We start from the raw sequence: 25370 nt of genomic DNA on the forward strand, positions 1-25370 counted from the left end.
GCATCTCATCGTCTGGAAAACAAAAACCCCGGCGCTGGGCCGGGGTTTGATGTTAACCCTGTTTGATATGGCGGTCGATAGTGTCGTCCGGGCGAAGGGTGAGCACCTCGCAGCCATCCTCCGTCACCAGCAGGGTGTGCTCCCACTGGGCAGAGTCGCCGCCATCCTTGGTGGTGACAGTCCAGCCATCCTTGGGGTTGGTACGGCAGTGGTACTTCTTGCTGTTGACCATGGGCTCAATGGTGAAGCACATGCCCGCCTTGAGCTCCAGCTTGCCGTTGTTGCGGTAATGCAGGATCTGCGGCTCTTCATGGAATTCGCTGCCGATACCGTGGCCACAGTAGTCACGCACCACGGAGAAACCGGCCTGCTCGACGATGGGCTGGATCACGGCACCAATCTCGGTGATGCACATGCCCGGGCGTACCCGCTTGATGGCGGCATACAGGCTCTCCTGGGCAACCTTGCACAGCTGGCGGCGCAGGGGGGTGGTCTGACCGACGATGAACATGGCGGAGGTATCACCGTGGTAGCCATCTTTGATGACGGTGATGTCCAGGTTGACGATGTCGCCTTCCCGCAATTTCTTGTGGTTGGGGATACCGTGACAGATCACATCATTCACCGAGGTGCAGATGGATTTAGGGAAGCCGTGATAGTTCAAGGGGGCCGGAACGGCCTGTTGGACATCGACGATGAAGTCATGGCACAGAGTGTTGAGTTCGTCAGTGGTGACGCCTGCCTGTACGTGGGGGGCTATCATCACCAGCACATCGGCGGCCAGTTGGCCGGCAACGCGCATCTTTTCAATCTCTTCCGGCGTCTTGATTTTAATGGACATGGGATCTCTCTTGCGGCCTGGTTCTTCGTCGGCATGGCCGACAACAAGCAGGTAATGAAAAATAGATGCGTTTGCAATCAGGGCAAAATTTTATCCGCAACCCCCGCCGACTTCCAGTGTGATTGTCATCACAAGGTCAAATCATTGGCGCAGAGTCGACCCCGCTGCCCTTTTTTTAGCGCGGCTGCTGGTGGCGCCAGTGGCAAACTTATGGTATAAAGCGCGCCGGAACCGGAACTACTTGTCCCGGTTTCATCACCCTAATCAATAACACACACACATCGATACCTGTACCGGGGTGCCCCTTTGGGGTCGGTTACATGGGATGTGTGGAGGCCTAACCCCAATACAGAGGTATAAAATGGCTAAAGTTTCTATGCGCGACATGCTGCAAGCCGGCGTTCACTTCGGTCACCAGACTCGTTACTGGAACCCGAAAATGAAATCCTACATCTTCGGTGCCCGTAGCAAGGTTCACATCATCAACTTGGAAAAAACCGTTCCGATGTTTGACGATGCCATGAACTTCGTGAGCTCCGTTGCTGCCAAAAAAGGCAAGGTACTGTTCGTTGGTACCAAGCGTGCTGCGTCTGAAGCCGTCAAAGATGCTGCTATCCGCTGCGATCAGTTCTACGTGAACCATCGCTGGTTGGGTGGCATGCTGACCAACTGGAAAACCGTTCGTCAGTCCATCAAGCGTCTGAAAGATCTGGAAGCCCAGAGCCAAGACGGTACCTTCGAGAAGCTGACCAAGAAAGAGGCGCTGATGCGTACTCGCGAAATGGACAAGCTGGAGAAGAGCCTGGGCGGTATCAAGAACATGGGCGGCCTGCCTGACGTGCTGTTCGTTGTCGATGCCGACCACGAGCACATCGCTATCAAAGAAGCCAACAACCTGGGTATCCCGGTTGTCTCCATCGTTGATACCAACTCCAATCCGGACGGCGTTGATTACGTCATCCCGGGTAACGACGATGCGATCCGTGCCGTTCAGCTGTACCTGAATGCTGCTGCTGACACCGTACTGGAAGCTCGCGCTCAAGACATCGTTGTTCAAGCCGAACAAGATGGCTTCGTTGAAGCTGAGTAATTGATAAGGACTGTTAAAGCCCTTATTAACCAAGCTGATGTAATTGGTTAGCAGGGGCCCTTGTGGCCCCTGTTTCTTGTCAATTCAAGACCGAGGATACTGGACATGGCTAACGTTACTGCCGCCCTGGTAAAAGAACTGCGCGAGCGCACCGCCGCTGGCATGATGGATTGCAAAAAAGCACTCGAAGAAGCCAATGGCGACATCGAGCTGGCGATCGAGAACATGCGTAAATCTGGTCAGGCCAAAGCCGCCAAGAAAGCAGGCCGTATCGCTGCTGAAGGTGTGATCTTTGCCCGTACCGAAGGCAATGTTGCCGTCATGATCGAGCTGAACAGCGAAACCGACTTCGTCGCCAAAGATGCCAGCTTCATGGGCATGGGCCAGAAGATCGCTGACATCGCTGCGACCCAGAAAATTGCTGATGTTGACGCCCTGAAAGCGGCCGACTTCGGTAACGGTGAGTCCGTCGAGCTGACCATCACCAACCTGATCGCCAAGATCGGTGAGAACATGAACCTGCGTCGCGTGATGCTGGTTGAAGGTGACAACCTGGGTACCTATGTACACGGTTCCCGCATTGGTGTTATCACCAAGCTGACCGGTGGCTCCGCCGAGCTGGCCAAAGACTTGGCCATGCACGTTGCTGCCAACAGCCCGCAATTCGTCAAGCCTGAAGATGTGTCCGCTGAAGTCGTTGCCAAAGAGCGCGAAATTCAGATCGACATCGCCATCAACTCCGGCAAGCCGAAAGAGATCGCCGAGAAGATGGTTGAAGGCCGCATGAAGAAGTTCACCGGTGAGGTTTCCCTGACTGGTCAACCCTTCGTCAAGGATCCGTCCATGACCGTTGCCGAGCTGCTGAAGAAAGAAGGTGCTGACGTTGTTTCCTTCACTCGCTTCGAAGTGGGCGAAGGCATCGAGAAGCAGGAAACTGACTTCGCTGCCGAAGTTGCTGCCCAGATCGCGGCTGCTCAGAAGGCATAACCGAACCGGTTTTAGCTAACTCCAGACCGCGACTTATGTCGCGGTCTTTATATGACCAGGAATCAGTGACATGAGTACCAATCCCAAACCTGCATACCGACGTGTTCTTCTTAAGTTGAGTGGTGAAGCCCTGCAAGGATCCGAGGGTTTTGGCATTGATCCGGCTGTACTGGAGCGGATGGCCCAAGAGATCAAAGAGCTGGTTGAGCTGGGTGTTCAAGTCGGTCTGGTCATCGGCGGCGGCAACCTGTTCCGTGGTGCCGGTCTCGCCAAAGCGGGTATGAACCGCGTGGTGGGTGACCACATGGGCATGCTGGCTACCGTCATGAACGGCCTGGCGATGCGTGATGCCCTGCATCGTGCTTATGTGAATGCCCGTCTGATGTCTGCCATCTCCTTGCAAGGTGTTTGCGATTCCTATAGTTGGGCTGAGGCGATCAGCCAACTGCGCGCCGGCAAGGTTGTCATCTTCTCTGCCGGTACCGGCAACCCCTTCTTTACCACTGATTCTGCGGCTTGCCTGCGTGGGATCGAGATCGAAGCCGACGTGGTGCTCAAGGCCACCAAGGTCGATGGTGTCTACACCGAGGATCCGGTTAAGAATCCGGACGCCGTGTTGTATCATGAGCTGAGCTACGACGAAGTGCTTGATAAAGAACTCAAAGTAATGGATCTTGCCGCCTTTACCCTGGCGCGCGATCACGACTTGCCGATCCGTGTCTTCAACATGAACAAGCCGGGTGCCCTGCGCCGGGTTATCATGGGTGAACCGGAAGGCACGCTGATCCACCACGTCGGCAAGTAAGATTGCAGCGAACCGGAAGGCGGTTTGTTATCCATTGCGTCAGTAAATTAAGCTAGAAACGGACCCGTCGCGGGTTCGTTCGCCAAAAGGAAAACCACTGTGATCAACGAGATTAAAAACGACGCCAAGGACCGCATGTCCAAGAGCGTAGAATCGCTCAAATCCCAGATGTCCAAGATCCGTACCGGCCGTGCTCACCCGAGCCTGCTCGACGGCATCCAGGTTGAGTACTATGGCGCAGCGACTCCGCTCAAGCAGTTGGCTAACGTGGTGGCCGAGGATGCCCGCACCTTGTCCATCTCCATCTTCGACCGCTCCATGATGCAGGCGATCGAGAAAGCGATCCTGACCTCGGATCTGGGTCTGAACCCGTCCAGCAATGGCCAGACTCTGCGTGTGCCGCTGCCGGCGCTGACTGAAGAGCGCCGCCGCGATCTGACCAAGATCGTCCGCTCCGAGGCCGAAGGTGCCCGGGTTGCCATCCGCAACATCCGTCGCGATGCCAACGCCGATCTGAAGGCCCTGCTCAAGGACAAAGAGATCTCCGAGGACGACGACCGTCGTGCCCAGGAAGAGATCCAGAAACTCACCGATGCCTTCATCAAGCTGGCGGATGACGCCCTGGCCGTGAAGGAAAAGGAGCTAATGGAAATCTAAGCGTCTGACAGGTATATTACGAGCGCCGTGTAGTGCCCCTGCACGGCGCTTTTGTCTTTGTGGGAGAAATGAATGTCGCGTTTGGCAGCCTTCGGCGATAGCGCCAACCAGTGTCTGCCCCGCCATGTCGCCATCATCATGGATGGCAACGGGCGCTGGGCCGAGAACCGTGGCAAGATGCGGGTCTATGGGCACAAGGCCGGCGTCAAGGCCGTGCGGGAGACGGTGACCTTTGCCGCACGGGCCAAGATGGATGCTCTCACCCTCTTTGCTTTCTCCAGTGAGAACTGGCGTCGTCCGGAAGGGGAGGTCAGTGCCCTGATGGAGCTCTTCCTTACCGTGCTCGGCAGCGAGGTCAAGAAGCTGCACAGCAACGGCATCCGCTTGCGGGTGATTGGCGATACCTCGCGTTTCAGTGCGCGGCTGCGGGCCAAGATCGCCAAGGCAGAGGCACTGACCGAGAATAATCAGGGTTTGACCCTCAATATTGCCGCCAATTACGGCGGTCAGTGGGACATTACCCAGGCTGCGCGCAAGCTGGCCGAAGCCGTGGCGGCGGGTGAACTCCAAGCCGAGGAGATCACTGAAGCCCGACTGGGACAGGCCATCTGCATGGCCGATCTGCCCCCGGTCGATCTGCTGATCCGCACCGGTGGAGATCACCGCATCAGCAATTTTTTGTTATGGCAGCTCGCCTATGCCGAGCTCCATTTTACGCCTGTGTTATGGCCCGATTTTAACGAGGCCGAGTTCAGTGAGGCAGTTGCCTCTTTCGTGGCCCGCGAGCGTCGCTTCGGGTGTACGGGTGAACAGATCCGGGAATTGATCGCCGAGCAACAGACCGGCTAAACCCCGCTCCCAAGAGAGAGGTTTCTTTTGCTAAAACAACGAATTATTACCGCATTGTGTCTGATCCCCCTGGTGCTGGGGGCGCTGTTCTTCTTGCCTTTGAAATTTTTTGCCCTGTTGGCAGCCCTGGTCTTCTTGCTGGCCAGTCGGGAGTGGGGTGGTTTTGTTAGCAGTGAGCGGCGGGAATGGATACCCCTGCTGTTTTGTCTCTTGCTCGGTGCCAGCCTGATGTGGCTGCCGGTGGAGCAGCTGTGGGCCCCTGGACTCAACCCCATATTGATGGGGGTGCTCTGGACGGCGGCCAGCTGGTGGCTGCTCGGCCTGCTGCTGGTGCTGCGCTACCCCCAGAGTGCCAGACTGTGGAAGGAGTCTGTCTGGCTCAAGTCGCTGTTTGGCCTGGTGACGCTCATCCCCTTCTTCTGGTCCATGGTCGCCATTCGCGGCTACAACTTCTATCACGACTCCTCCATGGGCGCCTGGATCCTGCTGTTCGTCATGGGCCTGGTCTGGGCGGCAGATTCTGGCGCGTATTTTTTCGGCAAGGCGTTTGGCAAACACAAGCTGGCTCCCTCCGTCAGCCCGGGTAAGACCATCGAAGGTCTGTGCGGTGGTCTGTTTACCGCGGGCCTGCTCGCGGTCGGTGTGACCTGGTGGATGGGGTTTGTGCCCGCCAAGATGGGCACAGTGCTGCTTTGCTCTCTGCTGGCGGTGCTGGCCTCGGTGCTGGGCGATCTGACCGAGAGCATGTTCAAACGTGAGGCGGGCATCAAGGATTCCGGCAACCTGTTGCCGGGTCATGGTGGCATTCTCGATCGTATCGACAGCCTGACGGCGGCCCTGCCAGTCTTCCTGCTCAGCTATCTGTTGCTGAGCCAGGGGGGCTAATGCGCCAGCTCGTTATCCTGGGGGCCTCCGGCTCCATCGGTCAGAGCACCCTCAGAGTGCTGCGTCATAATCCGGGCCGCTGGCAGGTACTGGCGCTGACCGCCTGGCGCAGTCTGGATACCATGCTGCGTGACTGCCTCGAATTCTCCCCCCGCTTCGCCGTCATGGTCGACGAGACCGCGGCCCGCGAGTTGGCGAGCCGACTCAAGGCTCATGGTAGCCAAACCCAGGTACTGTCCGGTGCCAAGGCGCTGTGCGAGGTGGCGGCTCATCCCGATGCCCACAGCGTCATGGCGGCTATCGTGGGGGCGGCCGGTCTGGCGCCGACCATGGCCGCGGTGCGAGCGGGCAAGCGTATTCTTCTGGCCAACAAGGAGGCGCTGGTGATGTCCGGGGCCTTCTTCATGGACGCCGTGCGCGACCACAGCGCCGAACTGCTGCCCATCGACAGCGAACATAATGCCATCTTCCAGTGCCTGCCCGAGGCCATTCAACGTCAGCTTGGCTGCTGCGATCTGGCCGGGGCCGGCATCAGCAAAATCTTGTTGACCGGTTCGGGCGGCCCGTTCCGTTACACCGATATCAACGACTTGGACAAGGTCACTCCCGCGCAAGCGGTGGCACACCCCAACTGGTCCATGGGGGCCAAGATCTCGGTAGACTCCGCCACCATGTTCAACAAGGGCCTGGAGTACATAGAGGCGCGCTGGCTGTTCAATGCCGCCCCTGAGCAGATCCAGGTCGTGGTCCATCCCCAGTCTGTCATTCACTCCATGGTGCAGTACAAGGATGGCTCCGTGCTGGCCCAGCTCGGCAACCCCGACATGTGTACCCCCATCTCCCATGCCCTGGCTTATCCGGCCAGGATTGAGTCTGGCGTGGAACCTCTGGATTTCTTCAGTGTCGGAGAGTTCAGCTTTATTCGTCCCGACGTCGAGCGCTACCCCTGCCTGGCGCTGGCCATGGCCGCCTGCCAGGCGGGGCAGAGTGCCACCACGGCACTCAACGCCGCCAATGAGGAGGCCGTGGCGGCTTTCCTTGCCGAGCGCATCGGTTTCATGGATATTGCCAGAGTCAATGAAACTGCCTTGCTGACCGTTGGCCGGCAGTCTGCCGACTCGCTGGACGATTTGATTGCCCTGGACTGTGCTGCACGTGCCCGGGCTCAGGATTTGATTAAGGCACTTAGCCGATGAATGCCATACCCTGGCCTGCTGCTTTTCTCCTTGCAGCGTCGCGGGTCATCGATGACATCAAGGAATTGGACTCATGAGTACGCTGTGCAAAAACAAGTGCAAACACAACACCAGGGTCGCCTTCGGCGCTGACCTGATGACCGGACATGACGCAAGGAGCCTTGGCTGATGGGGGGGGTACTCTGGAATATCGGCGCCTTCATCGTCGCCCTGGGCCTGCTGGTTGCGGTGCATGAGTTTGGCCACTTCTGGGTGGCCCGCCGTTGTGGCGTCAAGGTGGAGCGCTTCTCCATCGGTTTTGGCAAGGCTATCTGGCGCCGGATGGGTAAGGATGGCACCGAGTATGTGCTGGCGCTGATCCCCCTTGGCGGTTACGTCAAGATGCTGGACGGCCGGGTCGACGAGCTTAAACCGGGGGAGGAGGCGCAGGCCTTCAACCACAAGAGCGTCTGGGCCCGCATGGCCATCGTCGCCGCCGGCCCCATGGCGAATTTCGTGTTCGCCCTGTTCGCCTTCTGGCTGATGTTCATGATAGGGGTGCCGAGCGTCAAACCCATCGTCGGCGAGGTGCGCACTGACTCCATCGCCGCCGAGGCTGGCTTGCTGCCAGGGATGCAGATCGTCGAGGTGGGCGGCGAGCCGACCGGTGACTGGGAGAGCATTGTCTATGCCCTGATAAGCCACCTTGGGGACGATTCGGTACAGCTCAAGCTGACCGAACCCAAGAGCAGTTATGCCAGCGACAAGACGCTCGAACTGAAGAGCTGGGCATTCGATCCGGATAAAGAGTCGCCCATCGTCAGCCTGGGGATCATCCCGCTGGGGGCCAAGGTGCTACCCGTAGTGGCCGACGTGGTGCAGGGCAGTGCCAGTGACACGGCTGGCATGCGCAAAGGGGACAAGATCCTGGCGCTGGATGGCGAACCCCTAACTGACTGGGTCGCCTTCGTGGGCAAGGTACAATCTTCCCCCGAGCAGCCCTTGCAGTTGACCATTGAGCGTGATGGCAGTGAACAGAGCATCACCCTGACTCCCCATGCCAAAGAGGTAAAGGGCAAGGCGGTGGGCTTCGTGGGATTATCGCCTCAAGTGGTTCCATTACCGGATGAATATCGAATTCTGTTACAGTATGGGCCGCTCGATGCCCTCTGGCAGGGCATGCACAAGACCTGGAGCCTGATCACGCTCACCTTCGATATGATAGGCAAGCTGATTGGTGGCATAGTGTCGCTGGACAACCTGAGCGGGCCCATCTCCATTGCCAAGGGCGCGGGTAACAGCGCCGATTACGGTCTGGTCTATTTTCTCGGTTTCCTGGCGCTGATCAGCGTCAACCTGGGGATCATCAATCTGTTCCCGCTGCCGGTGCTGGATGGGGGCCATTTGGTCTACTTCCTCATCGAGGCAGTGACTGGCAAGCCGGTCTCGGAGAAGATTCAGGAAGTGGGGTTCAGGATAGGCGCCGCCATTCTGATGTTGCTGATGGGTATTGCGCTGTTTAATGATTTCGCTCGCCTCTGAGGCCAGAGCATCAACAAGGACACATAAGAACAAAATGGCTGTTAAAAAAGCATTGGTGTTGAGTTGCCTGCTGGGTGCCAGCTTCCTGGCCCAGGCGGCCCCTGCCTCTTTTGTGGTGCAAGACATTCAGGTTGACGGTTTGCAGCGGGTGACACTGGGCGCCGCCCTGTTGAATCTGCCGATCCGGGTCGGTGACACCGTCGATCCCGTTACCCTGGCCAGCGCCATCAAGAAGCTCTATGCCTCGGGCAACTTCGAGGACGTCAAGGTCTATCGGGATGGCGATGTGCTGCAAGTGGCGGTCAAGGAGAGACCGACCATCTCCAGCATCGAGTTCTCCGGTAACAAGGACATCAAGGAAGAGCAGCTGACCCAGAGCCTGGAGTCCTCCGGTATCCGCGTCGGTGATCCCCTGGATCGTACCGTGCTGAGCTCCCTCGAGAAGGGGCTGGAAGATTTCTACTATGGCGTGGGCAAGTACTCCGCCAAGGTCAAGGCCATCGTCACCCCGTTGCCCCGCAACCGGGTCGACCTCAAGTTCACCTTCGTCGAAGGGGAAGCGGCCAAGATCCAGCAGATCAACATCGTCGGCAACAATGTGTTCCCGGAAGAGAAGCTGCTGGCCCAGCTCTCCCTCAAGGACGATGTGCCCTGGTGGAACTTCACCGGCGATCAGCGCTACCAGAAGCAGAAGCTGGCCGGCGATATCGAGGTGCTGCGCTCCTACTATCTGGATCGCGGTTACATCCGCTTCGCCCAGGAGTCTACCCAGGTCTCCATGACGCCGGACAAGAAGGGGGTCTATGTCACCCTCAACCTCAAGGAAGGGGATCAGTACAAGGTCTCCGGCATCCAGCTCAAGGGTGACATGATAGATCGCGGTGCCGAGATGAAGGAGCTTATCCCCATCACGGCAGGTAGCGTCTACTCCGCCAGCCAGGTGACCCACACCGAAGAGGTGCTCTCCAAGTTACTCGGCCGTTATGGTTATGCCTATCCCAAGGTCACCACCTTCCCGCAGATCAATGACGAGACCAAGGAAGTGGAGCTGATCATCAACATAGAACCGGGTCCCCGTGTCTATGTGCGCAACATCAACTTCAGCGGCAACGTCACCACCAAGGACGAAGTGCTGCGCCGCGAGATGCGTCAGATGGAAGGCACCTGGCTCTCCTCCGACAACGTCGAGCAGTCCAAGACCCGTCTCAACCGGCTCGGCTATTTCGAGAGTGCCGACGTGGACACCAAGCGCGTGGCGGGTAGCGATGACCAAGTGGATCTGGACTTCAAGGTCAAGGAGCAGCCGGCCGGTTCCATCAATGCCGGTGTCGGCTATGGTACCGATTCGGGTCTGAGCCTGCAGGCGGGCCTGCAGCAGGACAACTTCATGGGTACCGGTAAAAAAATCGGTATTTCGGCCAGTACCAACGACTACTCGAAGAGTATCGATCTCAGCTATAACGATCCCTACTTCACCGTCGATGGGGTCAGCCTGGGTGGCCGTCTCTACTACAACGAGTTCAGCGCGGCAGATGCCAACATCGTTGACTATGAGAACACCACCATCGGCTTCCGTCTCTCCAGCGGCTTCCCGGTCAACGAGAACAACCGCCTCGACTTCAGCCTTGGCTTTGAGAATAACAAGCTGTCCCAGCCCAATCCCTATCAGCAGGTTGAGGAGTTCTGGAAGGTATACAGCGACAACATCGACGGTGACAACCGCCTGACCTTCAACACGGTCGATTTCACCGCAGGCTGGACCCGTTCCACCCTGAACAAGGGCACCTTCCCGAGCGATGGTAACCGTCAGCGCATCAACGCCAAGGTGACTGTGCCCGGCATGGATCTGCAGTACTTCAAGCTCAATGCCGAAGATGCTCACTACTTCCCGTTCGATGCGGATCACAGCTGGGTACTGATGACCAAGGCCCGCCTCTCCTACGGCAACGGCTACGGCAGCAACGGCGATTACGACCATGTACTGCCCTTCTTTGAGAACTACTTCGCCGGTGGTTTCGATACCCTGCGTGGCTTCAAGAGCAACACAGTCGGTCCCAAGGCGCTCTACTACTACAACGTAGGGGGTAACGATGTTGCCCAAGGCACCGACAGCTCCGTGGGGGGTAACGCCCTGGCTATCGCCTCCCTTGAGCTGATAGTGCCGACGCCCTTTGCCTCGGAGACCTATCAGCCTCAGCTGCGTACCAGTGTCTTCGTCGATGCGGGCTCGGTATGGGACACCACCTTCGACTATGACCAGTACCAGAACCGCTGTGTCACTGGCTGCAAGTACTTGATGGACTACTCGGATCCCACCAACTTCCGCGCCTCCTATGGCCTGTCGGTTCAGTGGCTCTCACCCATGGGCCCCCTGGTGTTTGCCATTGCGCGTCCGCTCAAAGAGTACGAAGGGGATAGAACAGAGTTCTTCTCCTTCAACATTGGTCGTACCTTCTAAAGGAGGGAGCCAGCAAGGCTGGTTCCACCTGGTGTAACCGCTCTCCTCGGGAGAGCGGTAAATAATGGGGCCGTCGGGCCCCGCTAAGTAACAAGTTGGCACCGGGTGTCGCTTGCAATTCAAGGTAATCAGTTACCCTCATCCGGGGGTACAAGGAGTAAGTGTGAACAAAGCATTGAAAGTCGCTGGTCTGAGTATTGCTCTGATGGTCGCTGGCATGGGTTCCGCCCTGGCTGAGACCAAGATTGCCGTGGTCGACATGAGCGAAATCTTCCAGAAATTGCCCCAGCGTGAAGCGGTTTCCAAGAAGCTGAAAGGCGAGTTCGAGCCGCGCATGCGCGAGTTGCAGAAGCTGGAGTCCGATGGCCAGAAGCTGGTCGAGAAGTTCAAGAAGGATGAAGCCTTCATGAGCGCCGATCAGAAGAAGCAGAACCAGGAGAAACTGGCCAAGCTGCAGATGGAGTTCAACCAGAAGCGTCAGGCCTTCGAGCAGGATAACGGCCGTCGTCAGGCTGAAGAGCGCAACAAGATCCTGACCAAGGTGAAAGCTGCCATCGACTCCATCGCCAGGAGCAATGGTTACGATCTGGTTCTGGAGCGCAACGCAGCCCCTTATGCTGCCAGCAAGCTGGACATCTCCGGTCAGGTTATCTCTCAGGTCAGCAAGAGCAACTAATTGATGGTATTCACTCTCGCACAGCTGGCCCAGCGACTCGGGGCAGAAGTTCATGGCGATGGAAGCCAGGAAATTCGCAAGGTAGCGACACTGGAAAAGGCCGGGAAGGGGGAAATCGCCTTCCTGTCCAACAAGAAGTACCGCACTTATCTGGAGCAGAGTCAGGCTACCGCCGTGTTGATCACGGAGGCAGATCTGCCGTTTTGTCCCACCAATGCGCTGGTACTCAAGGATCCCTATGTCGGCTTTGCCCGGGTTGCCCAGTTGCTGGACACTACGCCGCAGCCAGCCATGGATATTCATCCTAGCGCTGTCATTGCCGCCGATGTCCAGCTGGGTGAGAGGGTTGCCATTGGTGCCAATGCGGTCATCGAATCCGGCGTTGTGCTGGGAGACGATGTCCGCATAGGTCCGGGTTGCTTCGTGGGTAAAAACACCCGATTGGGTGATCGCTCCCGCCTGTGGGCCAATGTCACGCTCTATCATGAGGTGACCTTGGGCACGGACTGTCTGGTGCAAGCCGGGACAGTGATAGGAGCAGACGGTTTCGGTTATGCCAACGAGCGTGGCGAGTGGATCAAGATCCCCCAGCTCGGTGGCGTGACCATCGGCAACAGAGTCGAGATTGGCGCCTGTACTACCATTGACAGGGGCGCCTTGGAAGACACACGCATTGCCGACAATGTCATCATCGACAATCAGTGCCAGATCGCCCACAACGTCGAGATTGGTTACGGCACCGCCGTGGCGGGTTCGACAGTGATGGCCGGTAGTCTCAAGGTTGGTAAGTATTGTATTATTGGCGGCGCTTCCGTCTTTAACGGGCACATGGAGATCTGCGACCAGGCCACCGTTACCGGTATGGCCATGGTGATGCGACCCATTACCGAGCCCGGTGTCTACTCGTCCGGCATCCCCCTGCAAACCAATAAAGAGTGGCGCAAGACCGCCGCCCGGGTGATGCGTATCGACGAGATGCACAAACGGTTAAGCCAGCTTGAGAAGAAACTGGGTGACGAAGAATAATCACGATAGGGTACTGTTTTGACTACTGAAAAGAAAAGCTTAGGGATCCAGGAAATCATGGATCTGCTGCCACACCGTTATCCGTTCCTGATGGTGGACAAGGTTGAGCATTACGAGATAAGCGATGAGCGCAAGACCTTGCGTGCCATCAAGAACGTCTCGTTCAACGAACCCATCTTCCAGGGCCACTTCCCGGCCAAACCGGTATTCCCCGGTGTGTTGATCCTGGAGGCCATGGCGCAGGCCACTGGCATTCTGGCGTTCACCATGGTCGGCAAGCCGTCCCCGAATGAACTCTACTACTTCGCCTCCATCGACCATGCGCGCTTCAAGCGTCCGGTCGGCCCTGGCGACCAGCTGGTGCTGGACGTGGTGTTCCTGAAGGAGCGTCGTGGCATTGCCAAATTTACCGGTGTGGCCACCGTTGATGGTGAGGTGGTCTGTACCGCTGAACTGATGTGTGCCAAACGCGAGGTGTAATAGTGATCGATTCGACAGCCGTCATTCACGATACTGCCATCGTCCATGAGTCTGCCGTGATAGGCAAAGGGGTTGAGATAGGCCCCTTTTCCGTCATTGGCGCCGAGGTGGAGATCGGTGATAACACCTGGATAAGCTCTCATGTTCTGATCAAGGGCCCGACCAAGATTGGCCGTGGCAACAAGATCTTCCAGCACACCTCCCTCGGTGAGGATTGCCAGGACAAGAAGTACGCCGGTGAACGCACCTTCCTCGAGATTGGCGATAACAACGTCTTTCGCGAAAACTGCACCGTCCACCGTGGCACAGTGCAGGATCAGTGTCTGACCAAGGTCGGCAGCGGTAATCTGTTCATGGTCAACGTCCACGTGGCCCATGACTGTGTCATCGGTGACAACTGCATCTTTGCCAACAATGCGACCCTGGCGGGTCATGTGGTGATCGGCGATTTCGTCATCTTCGGCGGCCTCTCTGCCATTCACCAGTTTGGCCGAGTCGGCTCCCATGCCTTCGTCGGTGGCTGCGCCGCCCTGAACAAGGACGTGCCGCCTTACGTCATGGCTGCTGGCAACTATGCCAAGCCATTCGGGGTCAACTCCGAGGGCCTGCGTCGCCGCGGTTTCAGCCCGGAGGCGATATCCGCCGTCAAGCGTGCCTACAAAGAGATCTTCCGCTCAGGCAAGACCATCGAAGAGGTGCTGCCAGTGCTGACTGAGATGGCGGCCAGCGAACCGGCTGTCCAGCTCTATGTCGATTTCCTCAAAGACAATGAGCGTGGCATCATCCGTGCCTGATCCTATTCGCATCGGTATCGTTGCCGGAGAGACCTCCGGCGACATCCTGGCCGCCGGCCTGGTGCGTGAGCTGCAACGCCGTTATCCGGATGCGCAGTTCGAAGGGATCGCCGGGCCGCGCATGCAGGCCCTTGGCGTCAAGGCACTGTTCGAGATGGAAGAGCTCTCCGTCATGGGCATCACTGAAGTGCTTGGCCGTCTGCCACGCATTCTTCAGGTACGCCGCGAACTGCTGCGCCATTTCATTGCCAATCCGCCCGATATCTTCATCGGGGTGGATGCGCCAGATTTCAATATCGGGGTGGAGCTCAAACTGCGCCGCGCCGGTATCAAGACGGTTCATTATGTCAGCCCCTCAGTCTGGGCCTGGCGTCAGGGCCGCATTCACAAGATAAAGGCTGCCACCGACATGGTGCTCGCCTTCTTGCCGTTCGAGAAAGCCTTCTACGACAGATTCGATGCGCCCTGCCGTTTCGTCGGCCACACCATGGCCGATGCCATTCCGCTGGTGCCGGATCAGGGGGCCGCTCGCGCCGAGCTCGGGCTGGATCCCTCCCGCCGCTGGCTGGCGGTGCTGCCGGGCAGTCGCAGCGCCGAGGTGGGCTTCATGTCCCCCCTCTTCCTCGAGGCGTGCAAGCACCTGACGGTACACTACCCGAGTCTCGGTTTCATCGTGCCCCTGGTCAACGAGGCGCGACGGGAGCAGTTCCTGCGCATCAAGCAGGAGATAGCCCCCAAGCTTGAAATGGTGCTGCTCGAAGGGCAGGGCCGGGAGGCCATGACGGCCGCCGATGTGGTGCTGCTGGCCTCGGGCACGGCGGCACTGGAAGCCATGCTGGTGAAAAAACCCATGGTGGTCGGCTACAAGCTCAAACCCTTCAGCTATTGGTTGGCCCAGCGCCTGGTCAAGACGGATTACGTCTCCCTGCCCAACCTGCTGGCGGATCAGATGTTGGTGCCCGAGCTTATCCAGCACGAGTGCACCACCGAGAATCTGGTCGAAGAGGTGTGCAAGCTGCTGCAACATGATAACAGCGAGCTCATCGCCACCTTCACCCGGCTGCATCAGAGCATCCGCTGCGATGCCGACAAGCAGGCTGCCGATGCCGTACTCGCGCTGCTTGGCAAATAGTGCACCCGCTGGCGATGTTGTGCTGACACTGGCCCTGCGGGGCCTGTTTTGATTCAAGGCTGCAAGATGATGATCGATATTCCCGAAGACAAGCTGGTTGCCGGTGTGGACGAAGTCGGCCGCGGCCCCCTGGTGGGCGATGTGGTCACCGCCGCGGTGATCCTGGATCCTGCCAATCCCATTGTCGGGCTGGCCGATTCCAAGAAGCTCTCCGAGAAGAAGCGTCTCGCCCTGTACGGCGAGATAAAGGAGAAGGCATTGGCCTGGGCCGTCGGCCGGGCCAGTCCCAGCGAGATCGACCAGCTCAACATACTGCACGCCACCATGCTGGCGATGCAGCGCGCCGTGGCGGGGCTCCACATAGTGCCGGAATTGGTGTTTATCGACGGTAATCGCTGCCCAAGCTTGCCGATGGAAGCCCGCGCCGTGGTCAAGGGCGACAGCCTGGTGGCTGCCATCAGTGCCGCTTCCATCCTCGCCAAGGTGACCCGTGACAGCGAAATGACCGAGCTCGATAGCCGTCATCCCGAATATGGTTTCGCCCGCCACAAGGGCTACCCGACCCCTGAGCACCTTGCCATTCTGGCCGAGCATGGCCCCCTGCCCGAGTATCGCCAGAGCTTCAAGCCGGTGCGCCGGGCACTCGGGCAGGAGTGACCTTGCGGCCTTCATCCATGACTCAACCGACGACAGCGTCAGTCAATATCAACCAAGCACCAGGGAGTGACCATGGCCGAGCCTAGCTTTATCCATCTGCGCGTTCATTCCGATTTCTCCATGGTCGATGGCCTGCAGAAGATAGGCCCCATCGTCAGCGCCGCCGCCGCCGATGGTCAACCAGCCCTGGCGCTGACCGATCAGGTCAACATGTGTGGTCTGGTGCGCTTCTATGGGGCGGCCCATGGCAAGGGGATCAAGCCCATTGTCGGGACCGATTTCTGGGCGCAGAGCGACGAGTTGGGGGACGAGCTGTTTCGGCTCACCCTGCTGGCCATGGATAATGAGGGTTACCAGAACATTACCCTGCTCATCTCCCGTGCCTATCAGCGTGGTCATGTGCAGGACAAACCCGTCATCGACAAGGCCTGGCTGAGCGATCATGCCAAGGGGGTGATAGTGCTCTCCGGTGGGCGGGAAGGGGATGTGGGCAAGTTCCTGCTCAAAGGCAACCGACCGCAGACCGAGCAGTGTCTCGCGTTTTATCGTCAGCACTTCCCCGATGCCTATTACCTCGAGTTGCTGCGCACCGAGCGGCCAGATGAAGAGGCTTATCTGCACATGGCGGTGGCCCTCGCCAGCGAGTTCGCGCTGCCGGTGGTGGCCACCAACGAGGTGGTGTTCCTCAACGCCGAAGACTTTGATGCCCACGAGATCCGGGTTGCCATCCACGACGGCTACACCCTGGCGGACAAGCGCAGGCCGCGCAACTACAGCCCCAAGCAATATCTGCGCAGTCAGGCCGAGATGGCCGAGCTGTTCGCCGACATCCCCGAGGCGCTGGAGAACACGGTCGAGATCGCCAAGCGCTGCAACGTGACGGTGCGCCTTGGGGAGTATTTCCTGCCCAACTTCCCGACCGGCGACATGACCACGGAAGAGTTCCTGGTGGCAAAATCCCAGGAGGGGCTGGAGGAGCGACTCGCCTTCCTGTTCCCGGACGAGGAAGTGCGCGCCGCCAAGCGCGGGGAGTATGACGAGCGCCTCGACATCGAGCTCAAGGTGATCAACCAGATGGGCTTCCCTGGCTACTTCCTCATCGTGATGGAGTTTATCCAGTGGTCTAAGGATAACGGCATCCCGGTCGGCCCGGGCCGAGGCTCGGGGGCGGGATCCCTGGTGGCCTATGCCCTCAAGATCACCGATCTCGACCCGCTGGAATTTGACCTGCTGTTCGAACGTTTCCTCAACCCGGAGCGGGTCTCCATGCCCGACTTCGACGTCGACTTCTGCATGGACAGGCGTGACGAGGTGATAGACCACGTCGCCGAGATGTATGGTCGGGATGCGGTCTCCCAGATCATCACCTTCGGCAGCATGGCCGCCAAGGCGGTGGTGCGGGATGTGGGCCGGGTACTGGGTCACCCTTATGGCTTCGTGGACCGTATCTCCAAGCTGATACCCCCGGATCCGGGCATGACCCTCGCCAAGGCGTTCGAGGCCGAACCCAAGCTGCCCGAACTCTACGAGCAGGACGAGGAGGTCAAGGATCTCATCGACATGGCGCGCCGCCTCGAAGGGGTGGTGCGCAACGCCGGCAAGCACGCCGGTGGTGTGGTAATAGCGCCCACCAAGATCACCGATTTCGCCCCCCTCTATTGCGACAGTGAAGGGCATCACCCGGTCACCCAGTTCGACAAGAACGATGTGGAATACGCAGGCCTGGTGAAGTTTGACTTCCTGGGGCTGCGCACCCTCACCATCATCGACTGGGCACTCGGCATGATCAACCCGCGCCTGGCCAAGGAGGGCAAGCCGCCGATCGACATCGCCGCCATTCCCATCGATGACAAGAAGTCGTTCGCCCTGTTGCAGCGCTTCGAGACCACGGCGGTGTTCCAGCTCGAATCCCGCGGCATGAAGGATCTGATCAAGCGGCTGCAGCCCGACTGTTTCGAAGACATGATAGCCCTGGTGGCACTGTTCCGGCCGGGGCCCTTGCAGTCCGGGATGGTGGACAACTTCATCGAGCGCAAGCGCGGGGATGAGGCCATCTCCTACCCGGATGCCACCTGGCAGCACGAGAGCCTCAAACCCATACTCGAGCCCACCTACGGCATCATCGTCTATCAGGAACAGGTGATGCAGATAGCCCAGGTGCTGGCGGGCTATACCCTGGGTGGGGCAGACATGCTGCGCCGGGCCATGGGCAAGAAAAATCCGGCCGAGATGGCCAAGCAGCGCTCGGGGTTTGAAGAAGGGGCGGTCAAGAACGGCATCGACGGCGAGCTGGCGGTGAAGATCTTCGATCTGGTGGAGAAGTTTGCGGGCTACGGCTTCAACAAGTCGCACTCCGCCGCCTACGCCCTGGTCTCCTACCAGACCCTCTGGCTCAAGACCCACTTCCCGGCCGAGTTCATGGCGGCGGTCATGACCGCCGACATGGACAACACCGACAAGATAGTGACCCTGGTGGACGAGTGCCAGCGCATGGGGCTGACCGTGATACCGCCGGACGTGAACACCGGCCGCTACCGGTTCAGCGTCAATGAAGATGGTCATATCGTCTATGGCATAGGCGCGGTAAAGGGGGTCGGCGAGGGCCCCATCGATGCCATACTGGCGGCGCGAGACAGCGACGGTCCCTTCCGGGATCTGTTCGATTTCTGCAACCGGGTCGACATCAAGAAGATCAACAAGCGGGTGATGGAGAAGCTCATCTACTCCGGGGCCATGGACAGACTGGGCCCACACCGCGCTGCGCTGATGGCGACGCTGGAGGAGGCGATGCGCGCCGCCGAGCAGCACGCCAAGGCGCAGGCATTTGGTCAGGTCGACATGTTCGGGGTCTTGACCCATGAGATTGATGACGTCAAGAAGGCGTTCGCCAACGTGCCGCACTGGCCGGACAAGGTCTGGCTGGAAGGGGAGCGGGAGACGCTCGGCCTCTATCTGACCGGCCACCCCATCAACCAGTACAGCAGCGAACTGCGCCGCTATACCTCGGGGCGGTTGTGCGACTTGCATCCCACCTCCCGGGATACGGTGACCACGGCGGCAGGGCTGGTGATCGCGGCTCGCAGCATGGTGACCAAGCGCGGCAACAAGATGGGGATCTTCACCCTGGACGACAGATCCGGGCGTCTGGATGTGACACTATTCAGTGAAGCACTGGAAAAATACGAAGAATTGATGCAAAAAGACCGTATTTTGGTGGTTTCTGGACAGGTCAGCTTTGATGACTTCTCCGGTGGCCTTAAAATGTCGGCCCGTGAACTGCTGGACATCAATGATGCGAGGGAGCGTTTCGCCAGGGCGATCCGTATTTCTCTCGACGAACAGCGCATAGATGAACGCTTTTTTCAGCGTTTTAGCGAGATTTTGGAGCCCGCTCGTGCCGGAGTCTGTCCGGTTCAGGTACACTATCGTCGCCCCGGCTCCCGGGTGCGACTGACGCTCGGTACCGAGTGGCGGGTGACGCCCACCGATCAACTGATAGATGACTTGCGTGTCCTGCTGGGACGAGAGCGGGTGGAATTGGTTTTTGATTAGAGGTTCTAAGGCCCTATGAGTCTTTTTCTGGATTTTGAACAGCCGATAGCCGAATTGCAGGCGCAGATCGATGAGCTCAAGCATGTGAGCGAAGGCAATCACGCCGTGGATCTCAAAGAAGATATCCGCCGGTTGGAGAAGAAAAACGAAGAGCTGACCAAGAAGATCTTCGGTGATCTCGGGGCCTGGCAGGTATCCCAGATGGCGCGCCATCCCCAGCGCCCCTACACCCTGGATTATATCGAGCACATCTTCACCGACTTCGACGAGTTGGCAGGGGATCGCGCCTATGCCGATGACAAGGCCATCGTCGGCGGCATCGCCCGTCTCGACGGCGAGCCGGTGATGATCATCGGTCAGCAGAAGGGGCGCGAGACCAAGGAGAAGATCAAGCGCAACTTCGGCATGCCGCGCCCGGAAGGGTACCGCAAGGCCCTGCGGCTGATGGAGATGGCCGAGCGCTTCAAGATGCCGATCATCACCTTCATCGACACCCCGGGCGCCTATCCCGGCGTGGGTGCCGAGGAGCGTGGCCAGTCCGAGGCCATCGCCCGCAACCTGAAAGTGATGGCTGGCCTGACCGTGCCGGTGGTCTGCACCGTGATCGGTGAAGGCGGCTCGGGCGGAGCCCTGGCGATAGGTGTTGGCGATCGCGTCAACATGCTGCAGTACTCCACCTACTCCGTCATCTCGCCGGAAGGGTGCGCCTCCATCCTGTGGAAGAGCGCCGACAAGGCCCCGATCGCTGCCGATGCCATGGGCATCACGGCTCAGCGCCTGAAGGAGCTGAAGCTTATCGACACCATCGTCGAGGAGCCCCTCGGTGGCGCCCACCGCAATGTGGTCCTGATGGCCGAGCGCCTCAAGGCCCGTATCAAGCAAGATCTCGAGGCGCTGCGCCCGCTGGACAGCGACCAGTTGCTGGAGCAGCGCTACCAGCGTCTGCTGGGTTACGGCTACTGCTGATAACACCTGCGGCAGCTCGCGCCTGAAAAAAGTCCCCGCCATGCGGGGACTTTTTTTATGTCGGCGTCGGGATAATGACCATGGCAGAAGGTCTGTCCCTATGTCACAGCGGTTTATCCCAGGCTGGACTGGAGCTGCATCTGCTCAGTGGCCGGGGTCAGCTTGCGCCACTCCCGCCACAGCAATCCGCACAGGGGCAGGCTCAGCAGCAGCACTGTGATGGGCTGGGCCATCAGCACCCCATCGCGGCCCCACCAGAGCGGCAGCCAGAAGATGAGCGGCAGCAGCAGCGCCGTCTTGGCGGTCGAGATGATCAGCGCCTGGCGGGTGCGGGCCATGGATTGCAGCAGCACTATGCCGAACATGATGATCCCCTCCAGCGGAATGGCGGCAAGATTGAGGGTCAGGCTGCTGACGGCGGCGGCAATCAGCTCTCCATCCTGGGTGCCGGTGTAGAGCATGGCCACCGGTTGCGGCAGCAGCTGGATCAACAGCCAGACCACCATGCCGTAGATCAAGGTTACCTTGAGCCCCATCTCCATCAGGAACTTCAGATCCCGATGGCGCTTGGCCCCCGCCGCCTGGCTGACCAGCGGCTGGATGCCGAAGGCCAGCCCCTGCAGGATGACGATGAACACCGCCTCGGTGTAACCGGCCACGGTGAAGCCAGCCAGATCCTTGATGGAGCCATAGACCATCAGCTGGCTGTTGTGCAGCAGCAGCAGCAGCCCCAGGTTGAACTGGGTGATGAGGCTCGGCAGGCCGCTGAACAGCAAGCCGGGCATGGCCACCCACTCGGGGACGAGGTCGCGCCAGGAGAGGCGCAGCCTGGCATGGGAGCTAAAGAAATAGCCGAGGCCCAGCAGGCTGACGATACCCTCTGAGATGAGCGTCGCCTGGGCGGTGCCCACCAGTCCCAGCCCCAGTCGGCCCACCATCACATAGTTGAGCGCGATGTTGAGAATGGCGCCACTGCTGACCAGGATCATGGCGAGGCGGGGGCGGCCATCGTTGCGCAGCAGGTAGGGCACCGCCAGGTTGCTGGCCAGCAGCAGGGTGCCGCCACCAATCCAGGCAAGATAGTCACTGGCCTGCTGCCAGGTCGCGGTGCCTTGCTCAATCCCCAGCGCCAGCAGGATCTCCATGTGCCAATGGTGCAGCAGCAGGGGGGCGGCGACCCCAAGCCCTGCCACTAGCCAGAGCGCATTGACCAGGCTCTGGCGGGCCTGCTTGAGGTTTCTCGCCCCTTGCTGGAAGGAGATGGCAGTTGCCGCCCCCATGGCGACCATGGCGGCGAGGCCGATCAGCACCATGATGACCGGGTAGACCAGATTGATACCGGCGAGGCCGGCGGCCCCCACATAGTGGCCGACGAAGATGCCATCGATCAGGTAATAGGCACCGGATACCAGCATGGCGAGGATGGAGGGGAGGGCATCGCCCCAGAAGCGGCGGGTCATGACCCGTTGGCGCAGGGTGAAGTAGGCAGACATATCTGTTCTCTCGGGGAGGCCCAATATCGAGCAGACAGTCTAGATTGATAAAGTTACATTGATAATCCGATTTATATTTGATGAATTACTGAATAATACTCAGTAATCATGGCGGTGATAGTGCTCCTTGAGCTGGTCGATCAGGGTGCGCAGGCCGTGACCCAACTGATGGCGGCTGGGGTAGAAGAGTGAGAAGCCCGTGAAGCTGGGGCACCAGGGCTCCAGCACGCTCAGCAGTTTCCCCTCGGCGAGCTGCTGGCTCACCTCCTCCTCCAGGCAGTAGGCCAACCCCAATCCCGCCTCGGCCGCTCCCAGGTAAAGAGCGGGGGTGCTGGTGGTCAGGGGGCCAGTCACCTCTATTTCCAGCAGGCTGCCCTCTTCCCCGGCAAAGGCCCAGCGGTAGTGGTGGGAGGGGGTCAGTCGATAACCGATGCAGGCGTGACGGGCCAGTTCGCGAGGGTGCTGTGGCGTGCCGTGCTCGGCCAGATAGGCGGGGGAAGCCACCACCAGATAGCGTTGCAGCGGGCCGAGCGGCACGGCAATCATCTCCTTGGGCAGCAGGTCGCCATAGAAGATGGCGGCATCGTAGCCATCCTCGATGAGGCGCGGCATCAGCTCCTGCTCCACCACCTCCACCTGCATGCGCGGGTAGCGCACCAGATAATCGATCAGCACAGGTGCCAGTACGGTATGGATGGCACCCCGTGGCGCGCAGAGCTTCAGCCTGCCGACCGGCTCCTCGCTGTGGCGGGTCAGCTCCTCCAGCGCCTCTTCCAGCTGGGTCAGGGTCGGCACCAGCTGCTCCAGCAGCCGTTGGCCCGCATCGGTCGGCACCACGGCGCGGGTGCTGCGATTGAGCAGCCTGACCCCCAGCCGCTGCTCCAAGCCCTTCAGGCTATGGCTCAGGGCGGAGGCTGAGACGCCAAGTTCGAGGGCGGCCTTGCTGAAGCTCTGGTGGCGGGCGACGGCGGCAAACACCGCCAGTTCGGCGAGATCGGTACGGGTGATGGCCATAGTTGTTCAACGGAAAAAGCGGTGAGGAACAGGGTACGCCAGGGCAAGGTGGCGCACAACTTGAGTCCCGGAGGGAGGAGTGTGATCAGGTTGTTTCAGCATCGGGAGCAGGCGTCGATAACGGGCTCCCGCGAATTGTTAACGACTCTTCACCAGAGTGGAAAGGAAGCGTGACTCAGAGCGTGGCAAACACGATTTAAGTCAAACTTTTGTTTAATTGTTCAAATTTACCTGTGATTTGGCCGGATGTTTAATTTAGAGTGACCCCATCAACGCGATGCAGGGTTAACGGGGTGTGAACGCCGCAGTGGCATGGTTCAACGTGAATCCCCTGATCGCCCCACTTGTTGCAATTTGGTAATGCTTGCCGGGTTGCGCCACGGTTCGAGCCAGATCCAGGGTGGACATAAGGTTCCAGGGAGTCGGAACAAGGCGGCACTTGCCGTGAGCCAGAAATTCGATTCTCAAACTACAGGAACGACTCATGTCCGAGATGAATGTTGCAGTAGAGGGCAGCCTGCCGCGCCAGGGCACCCGTGCCACTGGCATGAACAAGGCCGATCTGGTGTGGATGCTGGGCCTGTATGGCACGGCCATCGGTGCCGGTACCCTGTTTTTGCCCATCAATGCCGGGGTCGGCGGACTCTGGCCGCTGCTGGCCATGACCCTGCTGGCGTTGCCGCTCACCTTCTTCGCTCACCGTGGCCTCAATCGCTTCGTGCTCTCTGGCTCGACCCGGGAGGGTGACATCACCGAGGTGGTCGAGGAGCATTTTGGCAAGATGGCGGGCAAGCTCATCACGCTGCTCTACTTCTTCGCCATCTACCCCATCTTGCTGATGTACGCCGTGGCCATCACCAACACGGTGGAGAGCCTGATGATCCATCAGCTCGGCATGACGCCGCCACCCCGCGCCCTGCTGGCCCTGGGGCTGATCCTCTCCCTGATGGCCGTGGTGCGTCTGGGGGGAAAGTTTATCGTCAAGGCGATGAGCATACTGGTGTTCCCCTTCGTCATCGCCCTCATGGGGCTGGCCTTCTACCTGGTTCCGCACTGGAATGGTGCCATCATCAGCGAGGCGCCGGCCTTGTCCGACGCCCTCAATGGGGACTTCGTCAAGACCCTGTGGCTGGCCATTCCCGTGATGGTGTTCTCCTTCAATCACTCGCCCATCATCTCGTCGTTTGCGGTGGATAATAAGGGCCGCTACGGTGAGCGAGCCGATGGCAAGTGCAACCGCATCCTGCTGGGCGCCCACATCATGATGGTGGTGAGCGTGATGTTCTTCGTGTTCAGCTGCGTACTGGCACTCTCTCCAAGTGATTTGCTGGCGGCCAAGGATCAGAACATCTCCATCCTCTCCTACCTGGCAAACCACTTCGACAATCCCGTGATTGCCACCCTGGCGCCGCTGATCGCCATGGTCGCCATCAGCAAGTCTTTCCTGGGCCACTATCTGGGGGCACAAGAGGGCTTCAATGGGCTGATGGTCAAGATGCTGCGTGAACGTGGCAAGTCGATTGACAGCACGCGGCTCAACAAGGTCACCGCCCTGTTCATGATCCTGACCACCTGGGCCGTGGCCACGGTGAACCCCAGCATACTCGGCATGATCGAATCCCTGGGGGGCCCCATCATCGCCATGCTGCTGTTCCTGATGCCCATGTACGCCATTGCCAAGGTACCGGCCATGCGCAAGTTTGCGGGCCAGCCCAGCAACCTGTTCGTGACCCTGATTGGCGTGCTGGCCATGACCGGCATCCTCTACTCCCTCTTGTTCTGAGTCAGCGTTATCAGCACCAAGCCGCCCTCGGGCGGCTTTGTGCTGTCTGGTCATCCCTGAACTGGCTCAACGGGTGCGATCGACAAGCTCGCTCAAGATGGTATGGGTCTTGATCATGCTGAGCTGGGGCAGGGCCTCCAACTGTTGGCGAATGGCGTCGAGCCGCGTCATGCTCGCCACCCTGACCTGCACCAGCATGTCGGTGTCGCCACTGATGCTGTAGCAGAGCCGTACCTCGGGGATCTGGCCGATGCGGGCGCCATATTGCTCGCAGCGGGGGGTGCGAAAGCTGAGTTCGAAGAAGGCGCTGATCTGGCCCTGGGGCTCGGCCAGCACGGCGCGATAGCCGAGGATGATGCCTCGCTCCTCCAGGCGCTTGAGCCGCTCGCTCACCGCGGAGCGGGACAGCGCAACCGCCTCGGCCAGCTTGCTGATGCTGAGCCGACCATCTTGCGAAAGCAGGGCCACTATCTTGTCGTCGTATTTGTCCACGTTGCCTCTTTGCTGC

The 25370-nt window shown here is 59.4% G+C and carries 22 protein-coding genes; 18 read left to right on the forward strand and 4 right to left on the reverse strand.

Annotation, left to right across the window (positions count from 1 at the left end):
- Positions 1-52: 52 nt before the first annotated feature.
- Positions 53-841, reverse strand: coding sequence for a type I methionyl aminopeptidase (gene map, locus M2367_RS01255; RefSeq protein ID WP_042040761.1), 789 nt, complete (start codon positions 839-841; stop codon positions 53-55).
- 361 nt (positions 842-1202) lie between these two features.
- Here map and rpsB point away from each other — a divergent pair, with 361 nt between their 5' ends.
- From rpsB to accA, 17 genes are all read left to right on the forward strand, one after another.
- Positions 1203-1931 (forward strand): 30S ribosomal protein S2, encoded by a 729-nt coding sequence (gene rpsB, locus M2367_RS01260; protein WP_005892043.1) that lies wholly within the window; start codon positions 1203-1205, stop codon positions 1929-1931.
- Positions 1932-2036: 105 nt separating this feature from the next.
- Positions 2037-2918, forward strand: a complete 882-nt coding sequence (gene tsf, locus M2367_RS01265) for a translation elongation factor Ts (RefSeq protein WP_005892045.1) — start codon at positions 2037-2039, stop codon at positions 2916-2918.
- A gap of 70 nt (positions 2919-2988) precedes the next feature.
- Positions 2989-3723, forward strand: coding sequence for a UMP kinase (gene pyrH / locus M2367_RS01270; RefSeq protein ID WP_042040760.1), 735 nt, complete (start codon positions 2989-2991; stop codon positions 3721-3723).
- A 99-nt stretch (positions 3724-3822) separates the two neighbouring features.
- The gene (gene frr / locus M2367_RS01275) at positions 3823-4380 is read left to right on the forward strand and encodes a ribosome recycling factor (protein WP_042040759.1); all 558 of its coding nucleotides are present in this window, start codon (positions 3823-3825) and stop codon (positions 4378-4380) included.
- 72 nt (positions 4381-4452) lie between these two features.
- On the forward strand, positions 4453-5229 hold the full coding sequence (uppS, locus tag M2367_RS01280; RefSeq protein WP_224431037.1) for a polyprenyl diphosphate synthase: 777 nt from the start codon (positions 4453-4455) through the stop codon (positions 5227-5229).
- A gap of 27 nt (positions 5230-5256) precedes the next feature.
- Complete coding sequence (locus M2367_RS01285; RefSeq protein ID WP_224431036.1) at positions 5257-6114, forward strand: phosphatidate cytidylyltransferase; 858 nt, start codon at positions 5257-5259, stop codon at positions 6112-6114.
- Positions 6114-7310 (forward strand): 1-deoxy-D-xylulose-5-phosphate reductoisomerase, encoded by a 1197-nt coding sequence (ispC, locus tag M2367_RS01290; RefSeq protein WP_259235547.1) that lies wholly within the window; start codon positions 6114-6116, stop codon positions 7308-7310. Before M2367_RS01285 ends, ispC begins: the two co-directional genes overlap by 1 nt.
- Before the next feature lie 168 nt (positions 7311-7478).
- On the forward strand, positions 7479-8831 hold the full coding sequence (rseP, locus tag M2367_RS01295; protein ID WP_259235548.1) for a sigma E protease regulator RseP: 1353 nt from the start codon (positions 7479-7481) through the stop codon (positions 8829-8831).
- Positions 8832-8865: 34 nt separating this feature from the next.
- A complete protein-coding gene (bamA, locus tag M2367_RS01300) occupies positions 8866-11289 on the forward strand; it encodes an outer membrane protein assembly factor BamA (protein WP_042040754.1) in 2424 nt (807 codons plus the stop codon).
- 163 nt (positions 11290-11452) lie between these two features.
- Positions 11453-11965 (forward strand): OmpH family outer membrane protein, encoded by a 513-nt coding sequence (locus tag M2367_RS01305; RefSeq protein WP_042040753.1) that lies wholly within the window; start codon positions 11453-11455, stop codon positions 11963-11965.
- 3 nt (positions 11966-11968) lie between these two features.
- A complete protein-coding gene (gene lpxD, locus M2367_RS01310) occupies positions 11969-12991 on the forward strand; it encodes a UDP-3-O-(3-hydroxymyristoyl)glucosamine N-acyltransferase (protein ID WP_259235831.1) in 1023 nt (340 codons plus the stop codon).
- Positions 12992-13009: 18 nt separating this feature from the next.
- Positions 13010-13471: a 3-hydroxyacyl-ACP dehydratase FabZ gene (fabZ, locus tag M2367_RS01315; RefSeq protein WP_005892075.1), complete on the forward strand. Its 462-nt coding sequence runs from the start codon at positions 13010-13012 to the stop codon at positions 13469-13471.
- 2 nt (positions 13472-13473) lie between these two features.
- On the forward strand, positions 13474-14265 hold the full coding sequence (gene lpxA, locus M2367_RS01320; protein WP_224431031.1) for an acyl-ACP--UDP-N-acetylglucosamine O-acyltransferase: 792 nt from the start codon (positions 13474-13476) through the stop codon (positions 14263-14265).
- Entirely contained in the window at positions 14258-15397 is a 1140-nt protein-coding gene (gene lpxB / locus M2367_RS01325) for a lipid-A-disaccharide synthase (protein WP_042040751.1), read from the forward strand. The genes lpxA and lpxB overlap by 8 nt, the downstream gene beginning before the upstream one ends.
- Before the next feature lie 66 nt (positions 15398-15463).
- Positions 15464-16054: a ribonuclease HII gene (gene rnhB, locus M2367_RS01330; protein WP_259235549.1), complete on the forward strand. Its 591-nt coding sequence runs from the start codon at positions 15464-15466 to the stop codon at positions 16052-16054.
- 72 nt (positions 16055-16126) lie between these two features.
- Entirely contained in the window at positions 16127-19606 is a 3480-nt protein-coding gene (dnaE, locus tag M2367_RS01335; protein ID WP_224431029.1) for a DNA polymerase III subunit alpha, read from the forward strand.
- Between the two features lie 15 nt (positions 19607-19621).
- Positions 19622-20572 (forward strand): acetyl-CoA carboxylase carboxyl transferase subunit alpha, encoded by a 951-nt coding sequence (gene accA, locus M2367_RS01340; protein ID WP_224431028.1) that lies wholly within the window; start codon positions 19622-19624, stop codon positions 20570-20572.
- Between the two features lie 113 nt (positions 20573-20685).
- Here accA and M2367_RS01345 read toward each other — a convergent pair whose 3' ends face one another.
- On the reverse strand, positions 20686-22065 hold the full coding sequence (locus M2367_RS01345; protein WP_259235550.1) for an MATE family efflux transporter: 1380 nt from the start codon (positions 22063-22065) through the stop codon (positions 20686-20688).
- 99 nt (positions 22066-22164) lie between these two features.
- Complete coding sequence (locus M2367_RS01350) at positions 22165-23079, reverse strand: LysR family transcriptional regulator (protein ID WP_259235551.1); 915 nt, start codon at positions 23077-23079, stop codon at positions 22165-22167.
- Positions 23080-23563: 484 nt separating this feature from the next.
- On the opposite strand from M2367_RS01350, the gene M2367_RS01355 reads away from it, so the two are divergent.
- A complete protein-coding gene (locus M2367_RS01355; RefSeq protein WP_310504050.1) occupies positions 23564-24862 on the forward strand; it encodes an HAAAP family serine/threonine permease in 1299 nt (432 codons plus the stop codon).
- 66 nt (positions 24863-24928) lie between these two features.
- Here M2367_RS01355 and M2367_RS01360 read toward each other — a convergent pair whose 3' ends face one another.
- Positions 24929-25354 (reverse strand): Lrp/AsnC family transcriptional regulator, encoded by a 426-nt coding sequence (locus tag M2367_RS01360; protein WP_224431025.1) that lies wholly within the window; start codon positions 25352-25354, stop codon positions 24929-24931.
- Between the last annotated feature and the right edge of the window lie 16 nt (positions 25355-25370).

The sequence above is a fragment of the Aeromonas sp. BIGb0445 genome, from assembly GCF_024809075.1.
Lineage (GTDB): Bacteria > Pseudomonadota > Gammaproteobacteria > Enterobacterales > Aeromonadaceae > Aeromonas > Aeromonas rivuli.